This window comes from Pseudoalteromonas sp. CO342X, from assembly GCF_004208915.1.
Lineage (GTDB): Bacteria > Pseudomonadota > Gammaproteobacteria > Enterobacterales > Alteromonadaceae > Pseudoalteromonas > Pseudoalteromonas maricaloris.
Map to the genome: position 1 here is coordinate 96,611 of NZ_SGPH01000042.1, position 16,341 is coordinate 112,951.

15 protein-coding genes are annotated in these 16,341 nt (G+C 43.2%); 8 read left to right on the forward strand and 7 right to left on the reverse strand.

What is annotated here, in order from left to right; translation table 11 throughout:
• Positions 1-885, forward strand: coding sequence for a DMT family transporter (locus EXT47_RS22480; RefSeq protein ID WP_130127638.1), 885 nt, complete (start codon positions 1-3; stop codon positions 883-885).
• Between the two features lie 171 nt (positions 886-1,056).
• Here the strand turns inward: EXT47_RS22480 and EXT47_RS22485 are convergent, their stop codons facing one another.
• Positions 1,057-2,280, reverse strand: a complete 1,224-nt coding sequence (locus EXT47_RS22485) for a NupC/NupG family nucleoside CNT transporter (RefSeq protein ID WP_010369948.1) — start codon at positions 2,278-2,280, stop codon at positions 1,057-1,059.
• 12 nt (positions 2,281-2,292) lie between these two features.
• Positions 2,293-2,922 (reverse strand): uridine kinase, encoded by a 630-nt coding sequence (gene udk, locus EXT47_RS22490; protein ID WP_010603723.1) that lies wholly within the window; start codon positions 2,920-2,922, stop codon positions 2,293-2,295.
• Between the two features lie 308 nt (positions 2,923-3,230).
• Here udk and EXT47_RS22495 point away from each other — a divergent pair, with 308 nt between their 5' ends.
• The 5 genes from EXT47_RS22495 to EXT47_RS22515 all read left to right on the forward strand — a co-directional run bounded on the left by EXT47_RS22495 (position 3,231) and on the right by EXT47_RS22515 (position 8,030).
• Entirely contained in the window at positions 3,231-4,442 is a 1,212-nt protein-coding gene (locus EXT47_RS22495) for a phosphopentomutase (protein WP_039496515.1), read from the forward strand.
• A 14-nt stretch (positions 4,443-4,456) separates the two neighbouring features.
• Positions 4,457-5,158 carry a purine-nucleoside phosphorylase gene (gene deoD / locus EXT47_RS22500; RefSeq protein WP_010369942.1) on the forward strand — a complete coding sequence of 234 codons (702 nt, stop codon included), beginning with the start codon at positions 4,457-4,459 and terminating at the stop codon, positions 5,156-5,158.
• Positions 5,159-5,347: 189 nt separating this feature from the next.
• Complete coding sequence (locus EXT47_RS22505; protein ID WP_130127639.1) at positions 5,348-6,313, forward strand: hypothetical protein; 966 nt, start codon at positions 5,348-5,350, stop codon at positions 6,311-6,313.
• 69 nt (positions 6,314-6,382) lie between these two features.
• Positions 6,383-7,123: a ferredoxin--NADP reductase gene (locus EXT47_RS22510; protein WP_039496519.1), complete on the forward strand. Its 741-nt coding sequence runs from the start codon at positions 6,383-6,385 to the stop codon at positions 7,121-7,123.
• Entirely contained in the window at positions 7,068-8,030 is a 963-nt protein-coding gene (locus EXT47_RS22515; RefSeq protein WP_240701658.1) for a hypothetical protein, read from the forward strand. Before EXT47_RS22510 ends, EXT47_RS22515 begins: the two co-directional genes overlap by 56 nt.
• Here the strand turns inward: EXT47_RS22515 and EXT47_RS22520 are convergent.
• Positions 8,008-8,886 (reverse strand): tetratricopeptide repeat protein, encoded by an 879-nt coding sequence (locus EXT47_RS22520; RefSeq protein ID WP_010369934.1) that lies wholly within the window; start codon positions 8,884-8,886, stop codon positions 8,008-8,010. The two genes, EXT47_RS22515 and EXT47_RS22520, sit on opposite strands and share 23 nt — an antisense overlap.
• A gap of 89 nt (positions 8,887-8,975) precedes the next feature.
• Here EXT47_RS22520 and EXT47_RS22525 point away from each other — a divergent pair, with 89 nt between their 5' ends.
• Positions 8,976-9,701, forward strand: a complete 726-nt coding sequence (locus tag EXT47_RS22525; RefSeq protein ID WP_130127640.1) for an ABC transporter substrate-binding protein — start codon at positions 8,976-8,978, stop codon at positions 9,699-9,701.
• A gap of 51 nt (positions 9,702-9,752) precedes the next feature.
• Here EXT47_RS22525 and EXT47_RS22530 read toward each other — a convergent pair whose 3' ends face one another.
• From EXT47_RS22530 to EXT47_RS22545, 4 genes are all read right to left on the reverse strand, one after another.
• A complete protein-coding gene (locus tag EXT47_RS22530; RefSeq protein ID WP_130127641.1) occupies positions 9,753-10,334 on the reverse strand; it encodes a hypothetical protein in 582 nt (193 codons plus the stop codon).
• 236 nt (positions 10,335-10,570) lie between these two features.
• Positions 10,571-11,476 (reverse strand): histone deacetylase, encoded by a 906-nt coding sequence (locus EXT47_RS22535; protein ID WP_130127642.1) that lies wholly within the window; start codon positions 11,474-11,476, stop codon positions 10,571-10,573.
• Between the two features lie 39 nt (positions 11,477-11,515).
• Positions 11,516-12,142, reverse strand: a complete 627-nt coding sequence (locus tag EXT47_RS22540; RefSeq protein ID WP_039496527.1) for a response regulator transcription factor — start codon at positions 12,140-12,142, stop codon at positions 11,516-11,518.
• Positions 12,135-13,247, reverse strand: coding sequence for a sensor histidine kinase (locus EXT47_RS22545; RefSeq protein ID WP_039496529.1), 1,113 nt, complete (start codon positions 13,245-13,247; stop codon positions 12,135-12,137). Before EXT47_RS22545 ends, EXT47_RS22540 begins: the two co-directional genes overlap by 8 nt.
• Before the next feature lie 229 nt (positions 13,248-13,476).
• Here EXT47_RS22545 and EXT47_RS22550 point away from each other — a divergent pair, with 229 nt between their 5' ends.
• Positions 13,477-16,242: a methyl-accepting chemotaxis protein gene (locus tag EXT47_RS22550; RefSeq protein WP_130127643.1), complete on the forward strand. Its 2,766-nt coding sequence runs from the start codon at positions 13,477-13,479 to the stop codon at positions 16,240-16,242.
• Positions 16,243-16,341 lie beyond the last annotated feature (99 nt).

Below are 16,341 nucleotides of genomic sequence, written 5' to 3' on the forward strand. Positions count from 1 at the left end.
GTGAAAGGGTTTCTTGGTTTAGTGCTACTTGCCGCAATTTGGGGTGGCTCATTTTTATTTATGAAGGTGGCTGCCGGTGTCCTTGGTCCTGCTGTACTCATTGAATTTCGAGTCTTATTTGGTGCGCTAACGCTCGCCGCGGTTGCCTTAGTATTAAAGCGTAATTTACATTTTTGGCAGTACAAAAAGCACTTTCTAATCCTCGGGCTGTTTAACTCAGCATTACCTTTTATGTTATTCGCTTATGCTGTGCAAACGCTTGACGCTTCCATGCTCTCAATTTTAAATTCAACCGCACCATTTTGGGGGGTGTTAATCAGTGTGTTTTGGCTAAAAGTGCCGACTCAAAAGTCAGTGTGGCTAGGATGTGGATTTGGGATTGCAGGTGTTATCACGCTAGTAGGGTTGGATAGCACCGTATTGGACGAAGGTGCATGGTTACCTATTATTGCAACCCTGTGTGCGACTCTGAGCTATGCGGTGGCCTCTCATTACACCAAAACGGCACCAAAAATGAGCGCATTTAATCATGCCCATGGTAACTTATGGGGATCTGCGCTATTGGTATTGCCTTTTATTTGGTTTATGCCAATGAGAGAAACGCCTGACTCTACAGTGATAAGTGCGGTAGTTGGACTTGGCATATTATGTACGGGCTTTGCCTATATTCTCTATTTTAAGTTAGTCGAAGATCTCGGCGCTGCATCTGCTTTATCTGTTACCTTTTTAATTCCAGTGTTTGGGATTTTATGGGGACATATCTTTTTGCAAGAGCAAATCGGTGCTAACACAATCCTTGGCAGTATTTTAGTTTTGCTTGGAGTCAGTTTAGTAACTGGGTTACAAGAAAAGATATTTCCACCAAAAGCGATGAAGGAGCTGTAGGTGAGAGATGCTGCTCCCTTAACGAAAGGCGGTTAAAAAAGCATTTCTCAGAAACGATAAAAGGGCCTAAAAGGCCCTTTGGTGAAGTATCGTTCAAGTTAGTGTGGTCACTTTAACCCCTTAAAGCAACCAACCAATTGTTTTGCAACTGCGGCTTATCTCAATAAGTTTCTAAGCTAGCGAGAGGAAGAAACCTGCAATTGCTGCACTCATGAGGTTAGCCATAGACCCTGCTAACACTGCTCTGAGCCCTAGGCGAGCGATATCCTTTCTACGACTTGGGGCCATACCACCAAGTCCGCCTAGTAAGATGGCGATCGACGATAAGTTAGCAAATCCACATAAAGCAAATGTGACAATCGCTTGAGTGTGTGTGCTCAACGTATCGCGATAATTCATATAATCTAGGTAGGCAACAAACTCGTTAACTACCAATTTTTGGCCGATAAAACTACCTGCCGTCACGGCTTCCGACCAAGGTACCCCAAGTAGCCAAGCAACAGGGGCAAAGACGTAGCCTAAAATTTCTTGTAGCGTAAGTGTTGGGTAATCAAAAATTCCACCAATACTGCCTAGTAAACCGTTTAGTAGCGCAATTAGTGCCACAAACGCAAGTAGCATCGCACCTACGTTTAGTGCCAAGTGCATACCGCTTGATGCACCTGATGCTGCTGCATCAATTACGTTTACTGGTTTATCATCACCACTATCTACATCAGATAGGTTTTCGTGTGGCTTCTCGGTTTCTGGCACAATCATTTTTGCCATTAAGAAACCACCAGGGGCAGCCATAAAGCTCGCGGCAATGAGGTATTTAAGTTCAACACCAATCGCCACATAGCCCGCCATAACAGAGCCTGCTACCGTCGCCAAACCGCCCACCATAACTGCAAACAACTCTGATTGCGTCATTTTTGGAATAAACGGTTTTACGATCAAAGGGGCTTCCGTTTGGCCGACAAAAATATTTGCCGTAGCTGAAAGCGACTCTGGTCGTGACGTTTGTAGTAACTTTTGCAAGCCACCACCTAAAATTTTAATGATCCAGTTCATGATACCAAGGTGATACAACACAGCAACGAGCGCTGAGAAGAACACGATCACTGGTAATACCTGAATCGCAAAGATAAACCCTAGCGAGTCTTGTTTGGCTAATGGCCCGAACAAGAAACCGATACCGTCATTAGCATAGCTAATCACTTTGGCAACCGCGCTAGACATTGAAGCTAATACATTTTTACCCGCTTCAATAAAGAGTACAAAGCCACCAATAAGGACTTGCAATAAAAATGCAACGCCTACGGTACGCTTATTAATAGCACTGCGATTTGTTGAACACGCAAATGCTACGCCTAGGAGCATCATCATGCCCACTAAGCTCATAATTGTTGTCATGCCAATTTCCCGTTATTCTTGTAGCAAATATTTTATTTTACTTTTAATAATATCAATCGCAACGCGATTCATACCGCCACGGGTCACAACCAAGTCGGCATTATGCTTGGATGGCTCGATAAACTGATAAAACATCGGTCTTACCGTCGCCTGATATTGTTCTACCACAGATGACAGACTTCTTCCTCTGTGCTCTATATCTCTTTGCATGCGACGCAGCAAACAAATATCCAAAGGTGTATCAATGAACACCTTGATATCAAACTCTTCACTTAATGCAGGATCGCTCAGTAGTAATATACCCTCGACGATTAGTATCTTAGCAGGGTTTACTATTCGGGTTTTATCACTACGTGTATGCTGTCCGTAATCGTAGGTAGGAACCTCTACGGATTCACCTAGGCGAAGCTTAGTTAAATGCTCGCGTAACAACTCGTGTTCAAACGCATCAGGATGATCATAATTCGTTTGAGTACGATGCTCTATAGGTAAATGCGATTGATCTTTATAATAGGCGTCCTCTTCGATTACCGCGATAGTGCCTGAGGCAAGCTCATTCACTAGTTCGTTGTAGATCGTTTGACTAAAAAGAGACTTACCAGACGCAGATGCGCCAGCTATGGCTATAATAGTTCGTGTCACTAAAGTTCACACCCAGCAGTTGTTTATGTTGGAAGATCACAATAGCAAAAAAGACACGATTAATCTCTTTTGCCTCGCTTAATGAGCAAATTTAACGGGTTTGGCGGACTCAAAACAGGACTTATGTCCGCTTAAGGGCGACAGAGCTAAATTAGCAAGATCGCAGCTTTTCGTGAATTTTGTGACTATTTTATGACAGCGGACTTATGTCCTGTACGATTTTTTTAACCAAACATAAAGTAACCAACGCTTAAGGTAACCATGTATTTAAGAATAAATAACAGCCTGAGCAGTATAGAGAGGTATCTATGGCAAGAGCAATCATTTTAATGGCGGATAGCCTAGGCATTGGCGCAGCACCGGACGCAGAAAAGTTTGGTGACGTAGGCGCTAATACTCTCGCTCATTTATTGCAGGCCTATAAAGAAGAAAAAGGACAAGCGTTAGACTTACCTAATCTTTCTAAACTAGGCCTTATTGCAGCATGTGAAGCTGCAGGTAAAGAAACTTGCGCTGTGGCGCAAACCATAAAACCAAGTGCTGCTTGGGGATATGCAAAAGAATTATCGAGTGGTAAAGACACGCCGTCTGGCCACTGGGAAATGGCAGGGGTGCCAGTATTGTTTGAGTGGGGTTACTTCCCAAATACTAACCCATGTTTCCCACAAGAATTTATAGATGAATTGTGCAAACGTGCAGACATACCTGGCATTTTGGGTAACTGTTACGCGTCGGGCACAACGATTTTAGAACAGCTGGGTGAAGAACACGTACAAAGCGGTAAGCCGATTTGCTACACCTCAGTTGATAGCGTCTTTCAAATAGCCGCTCATGAACAATCGTTCGGACTTGACAAGCTTTATCAAGTATGTGAAATCGCACGGGCACTGCTTGATGAAATGAATATAGGACGAGTGATTGCGCGGCCATTTATAGGCACTTCAAGTGCCGACTTTATTCGTACTGGTAACCGCCGAGACTATTCGGTATTACCGCCTTCGCCGACTGTGCTAGATAAGCTAGCCAATGACGGTGGCGAAGTAATTAGTATTGGTAAAATTGCAGATATTTATGCGCATCAAGGGATCACACAAAAGCACAAAGCGCCTGGCCTTTTGAATCTGCTAGCAAAGACAAGCGAAGTGATGGACACAGCGCCAGACCATAGTCTTATCTTCACCAATTTAGTCGACTTCGACGAAAAGTTTGGTCACCGCAGAAATGCAGTGGGATATGCAGAAGCACTTGCTGAGTTTGACGCATTTTTACCGGAAATTATTGCCAAACTAAAAGCTGATGACTTGCTTTTAGTGACTGCCGACCACGGTTGCGACCCAACCGCAGAAGGCACAGATCATACGCGAGAGTACGTGCCCGTATTGGCATATACACCGGGTATGAACAATACTCCGTTAGGAGAAAGACAAAGTTTTGCTGACATAGGTCAAACGCTTGCCCAGTGGTTTGATTTAGATGCAACGCAGTACGGTGAAGGCTTTAAGGCCGAGATAAAAGCCTAACTAAAGGAAACAATATGAGCACTCCACACATTAGCGCAAAGCCAGGTGATTTTGCAGAAACGGTATTAATGCCGGGCGATCCACTAAGAGCAAAATACATTGCAGAAAACTTTTTGGAAGATGCTCGTCAGGTAACTGACGTTCGCAACATGTTTGGTTTTACTGGTACTTACAATGGTAAGCCAGTTAGCATCATGGGTTCAGGCATGGGTATTCCATCTATGTCAATCTACGCTCGTGAGCTTATTGTTAGCTTTGGTGTTAAGAACCTGATCCGCATCGGTACATGTGGTGGTATTAGTCAAGACATCAAGATCCGCGATGTGATCTTTGCACAAGGCGCAAGCACAGACTCAAATGTGAATCGTGCTCGTGTACGTGGCTATGACTTCGCTGCGATTGCTGATTTTGGTTTATTAGAAAATGGCGTAAACGCTGCTCGCCGTTTAGGTATTGAAGCAAAAGTTGGTAATGTTTTCACTACAGATACTTTCTATCAAGCCGATGGCGAATTTTATAAAGAATTAGACAAGCTAGGCGTAATGGCTGTTGATATGGAAACAGCTGGTTTATACGGCGTAGCGGCTGAATACGGTGCAAAAGCGATGGCACTATTCACAGTAAGTGACCATGTTATTACTGGTGAAGCAACGCCACCAGAAGAGCGTCAAAGCACGTTCAATGAAATGGTTAAAATTGCGCTAGAGTCAATTTAATACAATTTGAAAAGTTCCTTGGTAACGTAATCGCAGAGTTTTGGAGACACGCCTAAAACAACGCGAATCACACCCAAAAAAGCCGCTTGAAGCGGCTTTTTTTTTGATCTTGGTCCATCCAAAATTCCCTAGTTTACACTACATAAAGGTGGTAGAGTTTTTCTAATGATAAGGTATTGGTATTGGACGATGGCGATTTTTGTTCTGGGCTTGTTAGCATTAATGGCGAATGCAGAAGTTGACTTAGATGCGTTTGAGTCTCTGGTTAAAAACGCGCCTGATGAAGCGCTTAAGGCATACCAAAGCGCGATTGCTCGGGAGGATCTTGCTGTTGCAGATTTATATCAACTTCATTACCTTGCCATTAGAGCGAGTGCCAATACGTTCAATAACGCCATTTTTATTAAAGCGCTAAATACGCTTAAAGCGCCACCCTTCAAGACTTTGGCTGACGAAGATAGGGCGAAAATTCTGACTAATATTGGTGTTGGTTATCGTCGCCGTAACCAGAATGAACAAGCTATCTGGCATTATCGATGTGCAATGAACACTCCAGCCAGCTTCCAGCATAAGTCCGCACTTAAAGTGAACATCGCGATTGCGTACACGCGCCTTGAACAACCCGCGATTGGCTACAATCTCTTAAAAAGCGTGGATAGAGATATGTTACCAAGCTTTATGCAAGCAGGGTTGTTAACCGCGCTTGGCAATGCAACATTTGCAATGGGCGAAGCCGATGAGGCGCTGAGCTATTACGTTGATGCGGCAACCCATTACGCAAAAGATGAAAACTATAGGGCTGTGAAGCAAGTATCAATCAATGGTCTTGGGATATATGTACTCAACTCAGACTTCTCAAACTACCACAAGGCGCTTACTGATATTGCGACGGAGCCTTCCCTAATAGAAGATAATCAACATTATCTTGGTTGGTTGCGGGAGCTGGTACAACAGCTAGAGCAAAACAAACAAGCCGTAACCGTGTCGACAACAATGAAAGCCTATTCGCTCGGCGCTGCAAATGCAGGATATGCGTCCATGGTGAATGCGCATATCGACAAGTTTAATCTGTCGCTGCCCAAAGTCACTTCACAGATCATCGTCAGAGATCCGCTTCCTGTTGAATTAGGAAAAACCTGGTGCCCGAAACTTTGACAAAGCCAATTTTTTTGCCATGGTTATGTTATCGTTAAATAAATACGGCTTGTGAGTTTTGGAGAAATAATGTCGCAATGGGTAAAAGGAGAAATCGTCGAAATCACACATTGGACGCCCACATTATTCAGTATCAAATTTAAAGCGGATATCGCACCGTTTAAGGCTGGTCAATATACTAAATTGAGTTTACAACAAGGGGAAAAGCGCATCGCGCGAGCATATTCTTTTGTAAACGCGCCGTCAGAACCAATTCATGAAGTCTTGTTAGTTGAAGTGCCCGATGGCAACCTTTCAGTGCCTTTACATCAGCTACAAGTCGGTGATGAGCTCAATGTAGCTTACCAAGCAAACGGTTTTTTTATACTAGATGAACTACCACCTTGCGATACGCTTTGGATGATAAGTACAGGTACGGCGGTTGGCCCATTTTTGTCTATGCTCAGAGAAGGTGACGTGTGGCAGAGGGTTAAGCGGGTGATCCTTATTCATGGTGTGCGCCTAAATGCAGATTTGTGTTACCGTGAAGAGCTTGAGCAGTTGCAACAACAAAGAGATGGCTTTACTTATGTGCCGCTTGTTACACGGGAACAGCCTGAAAACGGTTGCCAAGGCCGTGTCACTGAACTGATCGAAAACAAGCAATTATTAACTCACTTAGGCTATAAGCAGTTTCCTGATAGTAGCCATTTTATGCTCTGTGGTAACCCCGAAATGGTGAAAGAGCTAAGTGCCCAGTTGCAAAGTATGGGATATGAACGCCATAGGCGAGCCAAGGCTGGGCATATCACCGTTGAGCAATATTGGTGATCCTATGCAGGCTTGTGTTATTTGTCTCTTGTGTTTATTAATGCTGGTAACCGCGAATACTGTGTCTGCAGAGCCAAAGGTCATTAGGGTTGTGGACGCTGCGGAAGAAAATGGCACACCGCAGAACCAATATTTTTTGTCAGTCTTGCGTTTAGCTTTAGATAAGTCACGAGAGCAATATGGCGAGCATTGGATAGAACCGATTGATTTACCAATTAATCAGTCACGGCAATTTAAGGAATTGCTAAAGCACAATGTCGATGTGTTCTGGACAGTCTCAACAGCCGCTAGAGACACTCAAGCAAAGCCGGTGGCCATTCCCATCGCGTTTGGCAGCTTTGGTATAAGGGCACTGGCAATGAACGTGGCCGACAGCGGCAAGCTGAATGTGCATTTATCATTAGCTGAGCTACAACAGTTCAACGTCGTCTTGGGGCAGGATTGGCCCGATGTTCAGATTTTTGAAAAAGCGGGTTTTACGGTAGAAAAATATGTTGATGGGTTGGCAGTTTACAGAGTGCTTGCAAATAGTGCCGGTAAAATTTTTCCAAGAGGTGTCATTGAAGTCGTACCTGAGCTCAAGGCGTTCGATAACAAGCAAGTGACTTATAGCGATAAGAACCTGTTACTCTACCCTTCAATGGTGTACTTCTATGTCCGCAAAGAGGATATTAAACTGCATAAACGCCTTGAGTATGGCTTAACACAAGCATTTGAAGACGGCTCTTTGGCTGCGCTTTTCTATGACAGTAATATGATGGTTGAGCTGAAAAAACACTTTAATTTGCAAGGGGCTGCAATCCATCAAATTGAAAATCCGTTAATTATCTCTAAGAAGCAGCTCGATGTGATTACGCAGTTACAAATCGAGCTGCTAAAACAACTTAACTATTCACCAGCTCGTTAAAGCTCTGGTTATCTGCAAGGCTTGCAAACGCTGGCTCGTGTTGTAACTCGTTCTTTAAGTTAGGCGCATATTCCAAAGCCATACGGATGTCGGCCATCGCATCTGCATGCTTATATAGCATGGAGTAAGCACACGCGCGCTGCCAATAGGCATAGCCATAGTCACTGTCGATTTCTAATGCTTGATTACACAAAGCAATTGCAGTGTTGGTTTGACCAAGCTCTAATAACGCATCGGCTTTGTAGGCAATCGCCTCGACATCTTCCGGTTTGCGATTTAGGATCTCATCGTAAATTTCAATTTTAGAATTCATGTCACTCTCAAGATTTGCCCGCATCCACAGAGAGTGTACTTCATTCGTTATAGAGATTTTCTTCTGGTTATTGAGGATTTCTTCAGAACGCTCACGTAATTTCTCTTCAATTACCTGAAGGCGCTTTTCATATTCGTCGGTGATCGTGCCAACGCGCAGGCTAACGATATCTTCTACTTTACTCTTAATATCTCTAAAAGAAGTCCAACCAACAACCACTAAGATGGACGCAGCTGCTGTGATCAAAAAGAGCACATTATTGATGGTATCCGTGGTGTAGGTAATTGCGCGATCTGCAGTATCTAGCTGAGAGTGGCTGATTTTCTTTTCTATATCAGCTCTTAAGCGCATTTGATCTTCTCTGACTGCTCTTAATTCATCAAGAATATAACGCTCAATTAAGGGCCTATACATAGGCTCTTGTAATTGTGATAAAGCCTGTTGTTGTTGGTTTTCTGTCGGCTTTTTTGACGTTGCCTGTTCATTCGCCATGCTCGTAAAACTACAAGCGACGAGAAGGATAAATAGTACTATGCTTTTCATATTGATGTTCTTGAAACTTTATATTTTTAATATGGTGCATGAGTTAAGGTGGAATTGCAAAAAGCGGAGAAGAAATATTGGCTTATGTAATGAAATTAGCGATTTATAGCCTGATTATACTCTCTTTAACTAGTTTGCGTGCCTCTGCAAAAGAGCTACTCGTGGTAACCGAAGAGTGGAAGCCGTACAACTTCACCAATGACAGAGGTGAGGTTGTTGGGAGAGCAACAAAAAAGGTGAGGGAGGTGCTTGCAGAAGCCGAGGTTGACTACGAGATAAAAGTTTACCCTTGGGTACGGGCGATGAAAGTTGCCAAAGAGCGCCCAAATACAATGATTTATTCGATTTATCGTACTGCCGAGCGTGAAGCTGACTACGAATGGGCATGCCCTTTGATCCGCCCTGTAGGCGTGTATTTCTTCAAACTGAAAACGCGTAAAGATATTCAAGTTGCTTCATTGGAAGATGCCAAGCAGTACACGTCCGCAGTTGTGAAGGGAAATCTCTATTATGATTTCTTAATCCAACATGGCTTCGCTCAGGGAGAGCACTTGGTTGTTGCCGCAGATTCAAAAAGCTTTTACAAACTCTTTTTCAAAGGGCGGATAGATCTTGTAATGTCAACGGAATACATTATGAGTGAGGAACTTAAAGCCGCTGGGCTTAACGATGATGAAGTTACACCGCTTCTAGAAGTCACTAAGGCAAGTCAGCAACGTGGATGTATGGCATTTAGTAAGGATACAGATCCTATGCTCATAGACCGAATTAGGCGTGCACTGGTAAAGCATAATCAAGAATTTGTTGGACCATAATGGGCAATCCTTAGGGAAAGATTGCCCAGAGTGTTAGGGCACTACTCAATATTAGTAGCTAAGCTCAATTTGACCAACTGCCACGCTGCCTTTATCCCACGTTGTTCTGCACTTGAGGTCCAAAACAGCGCCACTTTCGTAGTTATTGTCTAACATTGTGGTGTAGCTAACAAATTGCTCTTCTGCTACGTTTGGATCAGATATATCTGTCCAATAAAAAGCTTTACCAGTTTTAAACTTGAACCATTTATCGATACCGCCATCACTTACTTTACGTATTCTTGAAATCGAACAGAAGGCATTAGTGCCAGTTAATCCTTTAGTTGTTCCATGAACGGTTAGCGTAAATTGGCCAATATTGGCATTTAGCGGCACGCTACAGTTGAAGTAACGATCAGTTCTTAAGTAGGCTGGATTAAAAATAAAGTAGCCATTTCCCGTGGCACCCGCTTGTTCGCTGTGTTTTTGTGTTAACGCCTCTAAGTTACCAACCGCATTTGCATGTTTAGTGAAAGCAGCAGCCTCCAGTTTACTGTCTAAAGCACAGTTATTTGCACCTGAGTACAATTCCACAGTAGCGTATGCTGAGTTCGCAGCGAATAATGAAGCGATAATCGCAAGTTTGGTTTTCATACTAATTCCTTGTTTTAGTTAGCGAAGTGGGTACATTAACAGGGAGAGTCTCGCGTGTAAATTAAATGTTTTTTAAATATTAATGAAAGTGTTTTTTCAGGAGAGTAAAAGGAAAAGCGCACCACTCGGTGCGCCTAATCAGTGCCATGGTGAAGGGGAAATTAACTAAAGGTGTTACACCAATCAAACCCTTCATAATGATAAACGACTGAGCAAAATAAAAAGATCATCATTTTTTAAAGTTTTGCAGCTTGTTGCACCACAATCGCGTGGCGCTTTGCTAATCTTTGGTGATCTTTATCGTATCCACCACCAATCACGGTCGCGACAGGGACACCATGCTTTTGACATAAGCTCAGCACCAGTGCATCTCGTTTCGCAATGCCAAGCCATGAGATGTCCAATTTACCTAAGTTATCACCTTGCCAAACATCGACACCAGCGTCGTACAGCACAATATCTGGATTTAGATCAATCAATAATGACTCAAGTGTATGTGCAACAATTTCGAGGTAGTGAGTGTCACTGATTCCTACTTCTAAGCCAATATCTAAATCGCTATCATGCTTACGAAAGGGGAAATTTTTCTCGCAGTGGATTGAGCAGGTATAAACATACGGGTTGTGCTTTAGCATAGCGGCGGTACCGTCGCCTTGATGAACATCCAGATCAAAAATTAGGGCATTGGTGATCTGATTGCTGTCGAGCAAATGTGTGGCTGTAAAGGCAAGATCATTCACCATACAAAAACCAGAGCCAAAATCATAGTGTGCGTGGTGCGTGCCTCCGGCTAAATGGCATGCAATACCGTGTTTAAGCGCAAGTTCTGCAGTTTTTAGTGTTCCAAGAGGCGCAGTAAAAGTACGTGCCATAAGCTGCTCCGACCAAGGCAAGCCGATACGTCGCATCACTTTAGCGTCGAGTTGGTTACCCCATAAGTCCCAAATATATTGCTCGCAGTGCACGCTTTCAAGTGGCGATGGGTTGCCTGACTCTGGGCTATAAACATTGTTGTGAATGAGTCCTAATGCATCTACTTCTTGGTAAAGACGCGCAAATTTACTCATCACGAAGCGGTGCTTTGGGTCAAAATTGAATGAGTAATTAGCGTGATAAACTAGTGGTAAATTTGGGTTGTTCAAAAACGGCTCCGGAAATGGCGATATGGCAGTGTAGCAATATCAATCCCCGAAGCCGAGCGCTTTAGCTTTCAGTGTAGCTTGTGTTCTGTCTCGTACTTGTAGTTTTGCGAGCAAACAAGAAACCGAGTTACGGATCGTACCTTCCGCTTTATATAATGCATTGGCGATTTCCTTATTGGAATATCCTTTCGCGATTAGTTTTAAAATATCCTTTTCTCGTGTGGTGAGCTTATCTAAAGTGGGGTCAGGTTTTAGTAAGGTCTCAGCAAGCTCGTCTTGGATAATAAGTTCACCTTGATGGACTTGTCGAACGGCATCAATTAACTCTTCTAAGTCCACGTCCTTAAGAAGGCAGCCTTTAGCACCAAGTTCTAGGGCTAATTTTAGCTTTGCAGTATCGTTGAAGGTAGTGAGGATAATGACTTTAAAGTTTATAGCCAAAGGCAAAAGCTCGGTGAGTACATCAACACCATCTAGCTCAGGCATTCGCATATCTAAAAGCACAATGTCAGCTGTAATTTGGTTTGATTGAACCTGTTGAATGAACTCACTGCCGCTGCCACAGCTTCCAGAACAAATAATGTCACCACTTAGCGAAAGCAGTGCTTGCATACCTTGGCGCACAAGCGCCTGATCATCGACTAGGTAAACTGATATTTTAGCCATTTGTCGTCCCAAAATGGATAGTTAATGTTACGCCTTGATGAGTTGACACATCAAGACTGCCGCCGAGTTCTTGGATCCGCTCCTGCATACCAGCCAGACCATTTCCAAATCGAATACTATTTAAGGTAATGCCGTTATCGCTTATTTGTACTTTTAATCCTTGTTGACAATACACTCGTACTTGCATTTTATCCGCCTTGGCGTGCTTCAAGGTATTGGTGATGGCCTCTTGGCAGCATTTTAGAATGCAATTGGCATAACTTAGTTTCTCGAGTAATGGGTGATGTTCATAGTCGAGTTCAATGTTAAGACGAGGGATAGATTCAGTAAGCCTCAGCAAAGCATCATGGAGATCGATATGCTCGTTGCTACGCTTGTCGCTGACTAAATCGCGAATACATTTTAGGGTGTCTTTAGCTTGCAAATAGCAGCTATCTAATAGCTCGGTCAATGGTGCCGCTGCAGTTCGTCTTGCGACATCTAAATTTACAATCAGACTGGTTATTTGATGTCCAACGTCGTCATGTAACTCTCTTGCTAATTGAAGCCGCTCTTGTTTAGCAATACTTTGGCTTAGCAGAGACTGCGTTGCAGATAGCTGACTGTGGGCGAGTTGTAGCGCTTCTTTGGCTTCTTGTTCCTTTTGCATTCTTTTACACACCACGTACGCAAATAACTGAAAACAGGCAAATAACACTGCGTTGAGATATTCAAAGCCATGTCCCCAAAAAAAGTATTGCGACGCAACATACAAGCAAGAGGTAACTAGGATATACCCAAGCGCAAAGCTCAAAGGAACATAAAAAGCAAGGATCCCAACGAGTTTTACGTTGTAAATGAGATGAATTGCGGCGGGGGAGGTAAGGTTAATTGACTGGATCAAAAGCGCCAATACAAACAGCATCGAATATCTAACCTTGTAGCCATAGTATTTTTCGGATTCATTGATACATAAAAGCACGAGGATCAAAACACCGATATGCTGTACCCAAGGCAGCCATTGTGCTTTTTGCTGAGCATAAACTAAACTTGGTATTGCAACGGCTAACCAAGTGAAAATGGTTGTTACCAACCAAGCCGTCGGATAGCGAAAAAACGCCGACATCTACTTACTCCGCTAAAAACCTGCTCCGCAGGTATTATTCCTTTATTCTCTTGCGAACCTATCCTAGCAGATATTTGTGACTCTGTGATGATGACGAATGTCATAAGTTTTACATTGTAAATCAAAGTGCAATAACGGTTTTTCACCCTTGATACTGCATTGATTTGTGGCACCACTATTCCTGTTCTATCTTTATGTAACAATCTTTTCATAATTAGGGATACTCAGAATGAAAAGTGTTAAGGCAAAACTTATTTCTGCGGTAACTGCGGGTTTAGTGGTAATGCTCATCGGTGCGATGATTACTGTTTTGGTGATGAAACGCGTCGCGGAGCAGTATGACAGCATGATAGACAATGAATTGGCTGCTCGCGAGCAAATAAACATAGTGCTCGATGATTTCAAAACCCAAGTACAAGAGTGGAAAAATGTACTCATTAGAGGAAGAGATCCTGCCCAGCTAAATAAATATTGGTCAAGATTTGAAACCAAAGAAGCTGAAGTACAAAAGCAACTCAGTTCAATTGTTTCAGCCTATGCGTTACCAACCACCCTAGAAAATAAGTTGCGTGAATATCAAAAAGAACACCTCACCTTAGGACAAAAATATCGTGAAGCGGTGGAACTATTCAAAAGTTCAGGCTTTGATATTAGCCTTGCTGATGCTTCAGTAAGTGGAATAGACCGCCAAGCAAGTGTTTACTTACTTGAAATTAATAAGCAAATTAACGCGTTAGTAGATACGAGAACGAGTGAAATTGTCGCGACAAAAAACCAACTTATCTTTTTTAGTACCCTAGGACTCATCATTGTTGCGCTTGTGACTTTAGGATTACTGACTTGGTATATGCAGCATTTAATCACTCGTCCAATCCGCCGTGCATCTGATGTGGCGAAGGCAATTGCGAGTGGTCGATTAGACAACAAAGTCGTTGTACACAGTAACGATGAAATAGGTAACTTACTGACAAATTTACGGCAAATGCAAACTAGCTTACTTGATGCGACTCAAAAGCTAGAGCTACAAGCAAAAGAAAACTTACGGATCCGTTATGCGCTAAATAACGTGGCCGCGCCCGTGCTTTTATGTGATGACAGTAATCAAGTGATCTACGTAAATGCACAATGTGATTCTTTATTTGATCGTTACCGCACTACGTTAAGTGTGCCGACTGAAGTCGTTAATCATCCAATTCCCGAAGCTTTACTTCACAGCTCTAAAGCACTGCACCAGGCTGCGGGTCAATTAGTACGTCAGCTAGAGTGGGAGTGGTGCGTAGGTGACATAATCATTGCAGTAACCGCCAACCCAGTTTCCGATCAAAATGGTAGGGTGTTAGGTACGGTATTTGAATTTAAGGATTTAAGCCAGACAAGACGTGCAGAACAACAGGTTGAACAGCTCATTAAGTCAGCTTCCGATGGCAAACTGAGTGAACGTATAAACCTTGAGGGATACGTTGGCTCTATGAAATTAATAGCCAGCGGACTTAACAAACTACTTGATGCTGTTGAGCAGCCCATTAGCCAAACAAAACAATATCTTACTTCGCTTTCAAAAGGAGAAATTCCCGAGCAGATTAGCGGTGAGTTTAAGGGCGAATTTGCGCAAATACATATGGCCTTACAGCGCGCCACCTCATCACTATCGTTACTTATTGAGGATACTTACAGTTTAGTTGCCGCCGCAGGAGAAGGGGAGCTCTCTACTCGCGCGGATGAAGCCAAACATCAGGGTGAATTTCGGAAAATCATTCGTGGCGTTAATGAAACGCTTGATGCGGTCTCTAAACCCGTAGCCCTTACTAGTGGATATCTAGAAAGTATCGCAAAAGGAGAATTACCCGCCTTAACGAATGATGGTTATAAAGGAGAGTTTGATAGCATCTATCAAAGCCTCTTTGCTTGTGTTGGTGCGATTAAATTGATGCTAACCGATGCCGAAAAGCTTGCTGAAGCGGCCAGCGAAGGAGACTTGCATCATAGAGCAGACGCTAGCAATCACCATGGTGCATATGCCTGCATAATTACAGCCATGAATGAAACGCTGGACTCGATTGAAGCGCCACTTAAGGAGTGCATGAATGTGATGGATGGGCTGTCTCAGGGAAATTTAACTCGCCAAGTTGAAAAAAGTTATGCGGGTGATTTTGCGCTGCTGAAACAATCGGTAAATACCAGTGTTGGCAACTTAGCTAATATGATGCAAAAGCTACTCGCCATGGCGGAATCCATCACGGTTTCGGTACAGCAGATCACCACAGGCATCGAAGAGTTAAGTGAACGATCCTCTTCTCAAGCTGCATCTATTGAAGAAACACGGGTATCAGTTGGTGAAATCACCGAAACCGTGCACTCAAACGCCAGTAATGCGCAATCTGCTAATCAGTTGGCTATAGAAGTTAACCAGCAAGCACAGCAAGGTGGAAAGGTGGTTGAGTCAACGATTGAGGCAATGACCGAAATTAGTAAGAGTGCTAAAGAAATACTTACCGTCATTGAGGTTATTGATTCTATTGCGTTTCAAACTAACTTATTAGCGCTGAACGCCTCTGTTGAAGCTGCAAGAGCGGGAGAAAAAGGAAAAGGTTTTGCGGTCGTTGCCTCAGAAGTGAGAAATTTAGCGCTGCGCAGTGCAAGCGCCTCAAAAGACATTTCTGAGTTGTTGGGAAGCAGTAACATCAAAGTGAAGCAAGGATCTAAGCTGGCGTCAGAATCCGGTGAGACGTTAAAAACCATCGTGGAAAGTGTGTATGGACTTGCATCGCAAGTGCAAACTATCGCTGAGGCCTGCAATACGCAATCAAGTGGTATTGAGCAAATTAATCTAGCGATTAAACAAATTGATGGTATCACGCAACAAAACAATACTTTGGTAGAGATGACGAATGCATCGGGGCTGTCATTGTTGAGTAAAGCCAATGAATTAAGAGAGATGGTTGAGCAATTTGATATCGGCAAGACTAAAGCGGAGTTGATGAAAGTGGTGAGCTAAAGATCAGCAAAATCTAGGGCCTGTTGATCTTTCAAGTTTGTTTTTGCAGCAGTTTGATTTGTATTTATACAAGGCAGAGCCAGCGTAGCATAGTCATTC

Bases quoted from the DNA above. Each gene is read 5' to 3' on its own strand.
- EXT47_RS22485 (WP_010369948.1), bottom strand. From the start codon at position 2,280: ATGACAACAATTATGAGCTTAGTGGGCATGATGATGCTCCTAGGCGTA.
- EXT47_RS22495 (WP_039496515.1), top strand. From the start codon at position 3,231: ATGGCAAGAGCAATCATTTTAATGGCGGATAGCCTAGGCATTGGCGCA.
- deoD (WP_010369942.1), top strand. From the start codon at position 4,457: ATGAGCACTCCACACATTAGCGCAAAGCCAGGTGATTTTGCAGAAACG.
- EXT47_RS22505 (WP_130127639.1), top strand. From the start codon at position 5,348: ATGGCGATTTTTGTTCTGGGCTTGTTAGCATTAATGGCGAATGCAGAA.
- EXT47_RS22510 (WP_039496519.1), top strand. From the start codon at position 6,383: ATGTCGCAATGGGTAAAAGGAGAAATCGTCGAAATCACACATTGGACG.
- EXT47_RS22515 (WP_240701658.1), top strand. From the start codon at position 7,068: ATGAACGCCATAGGCGAGCCAAGGCTGGGCATATCACCGTTGAGCAAT.
- EXT47_RS22520 (WP_010369934.1), bottom strand. From the start codon at position 8,886: ATGAAAAGCATAGTACTATTTATCCTTCTCGTCGCTTGTAGTTTTACG.
- EXT47_RS22525 (WP_130127640.1), top strand. From the start codon at position 8,976: ATGAAATTAGCGATTTATAGCCTGATTATACTCTCTTTAACTAGTTTG.
- EXT47_RS22530 (WP_130127641.1), bottom strand. From the start codon at position 10,334: ATGAAAACCAAACTTGCGATTATCGCTTCATTATTCGCTGCGAACTCA.
- EXT47_RS22540 (WP_039496527.1), bottom strand. From the start codon at position 12,142: ATGGCTAAAATATCAGTTTACCTAGTCGATGATCAGGCGCTTGTGCGC.
- EXT47_RS22545 (WP_039496529.1), bottom strand. From the start codon at position 13,247: ATGTCGGCGTTTTTTCGCTATCCGACGGCTTGGTTGGTAACAACCATT.
- EXT47_RS22550 (WP_130127643.1), top strand. From the start codon at position 13,477: ATGAAAAGTGTTAAGGCAAAACTTATTTCTGCGGTAACTGCGGGTTTA.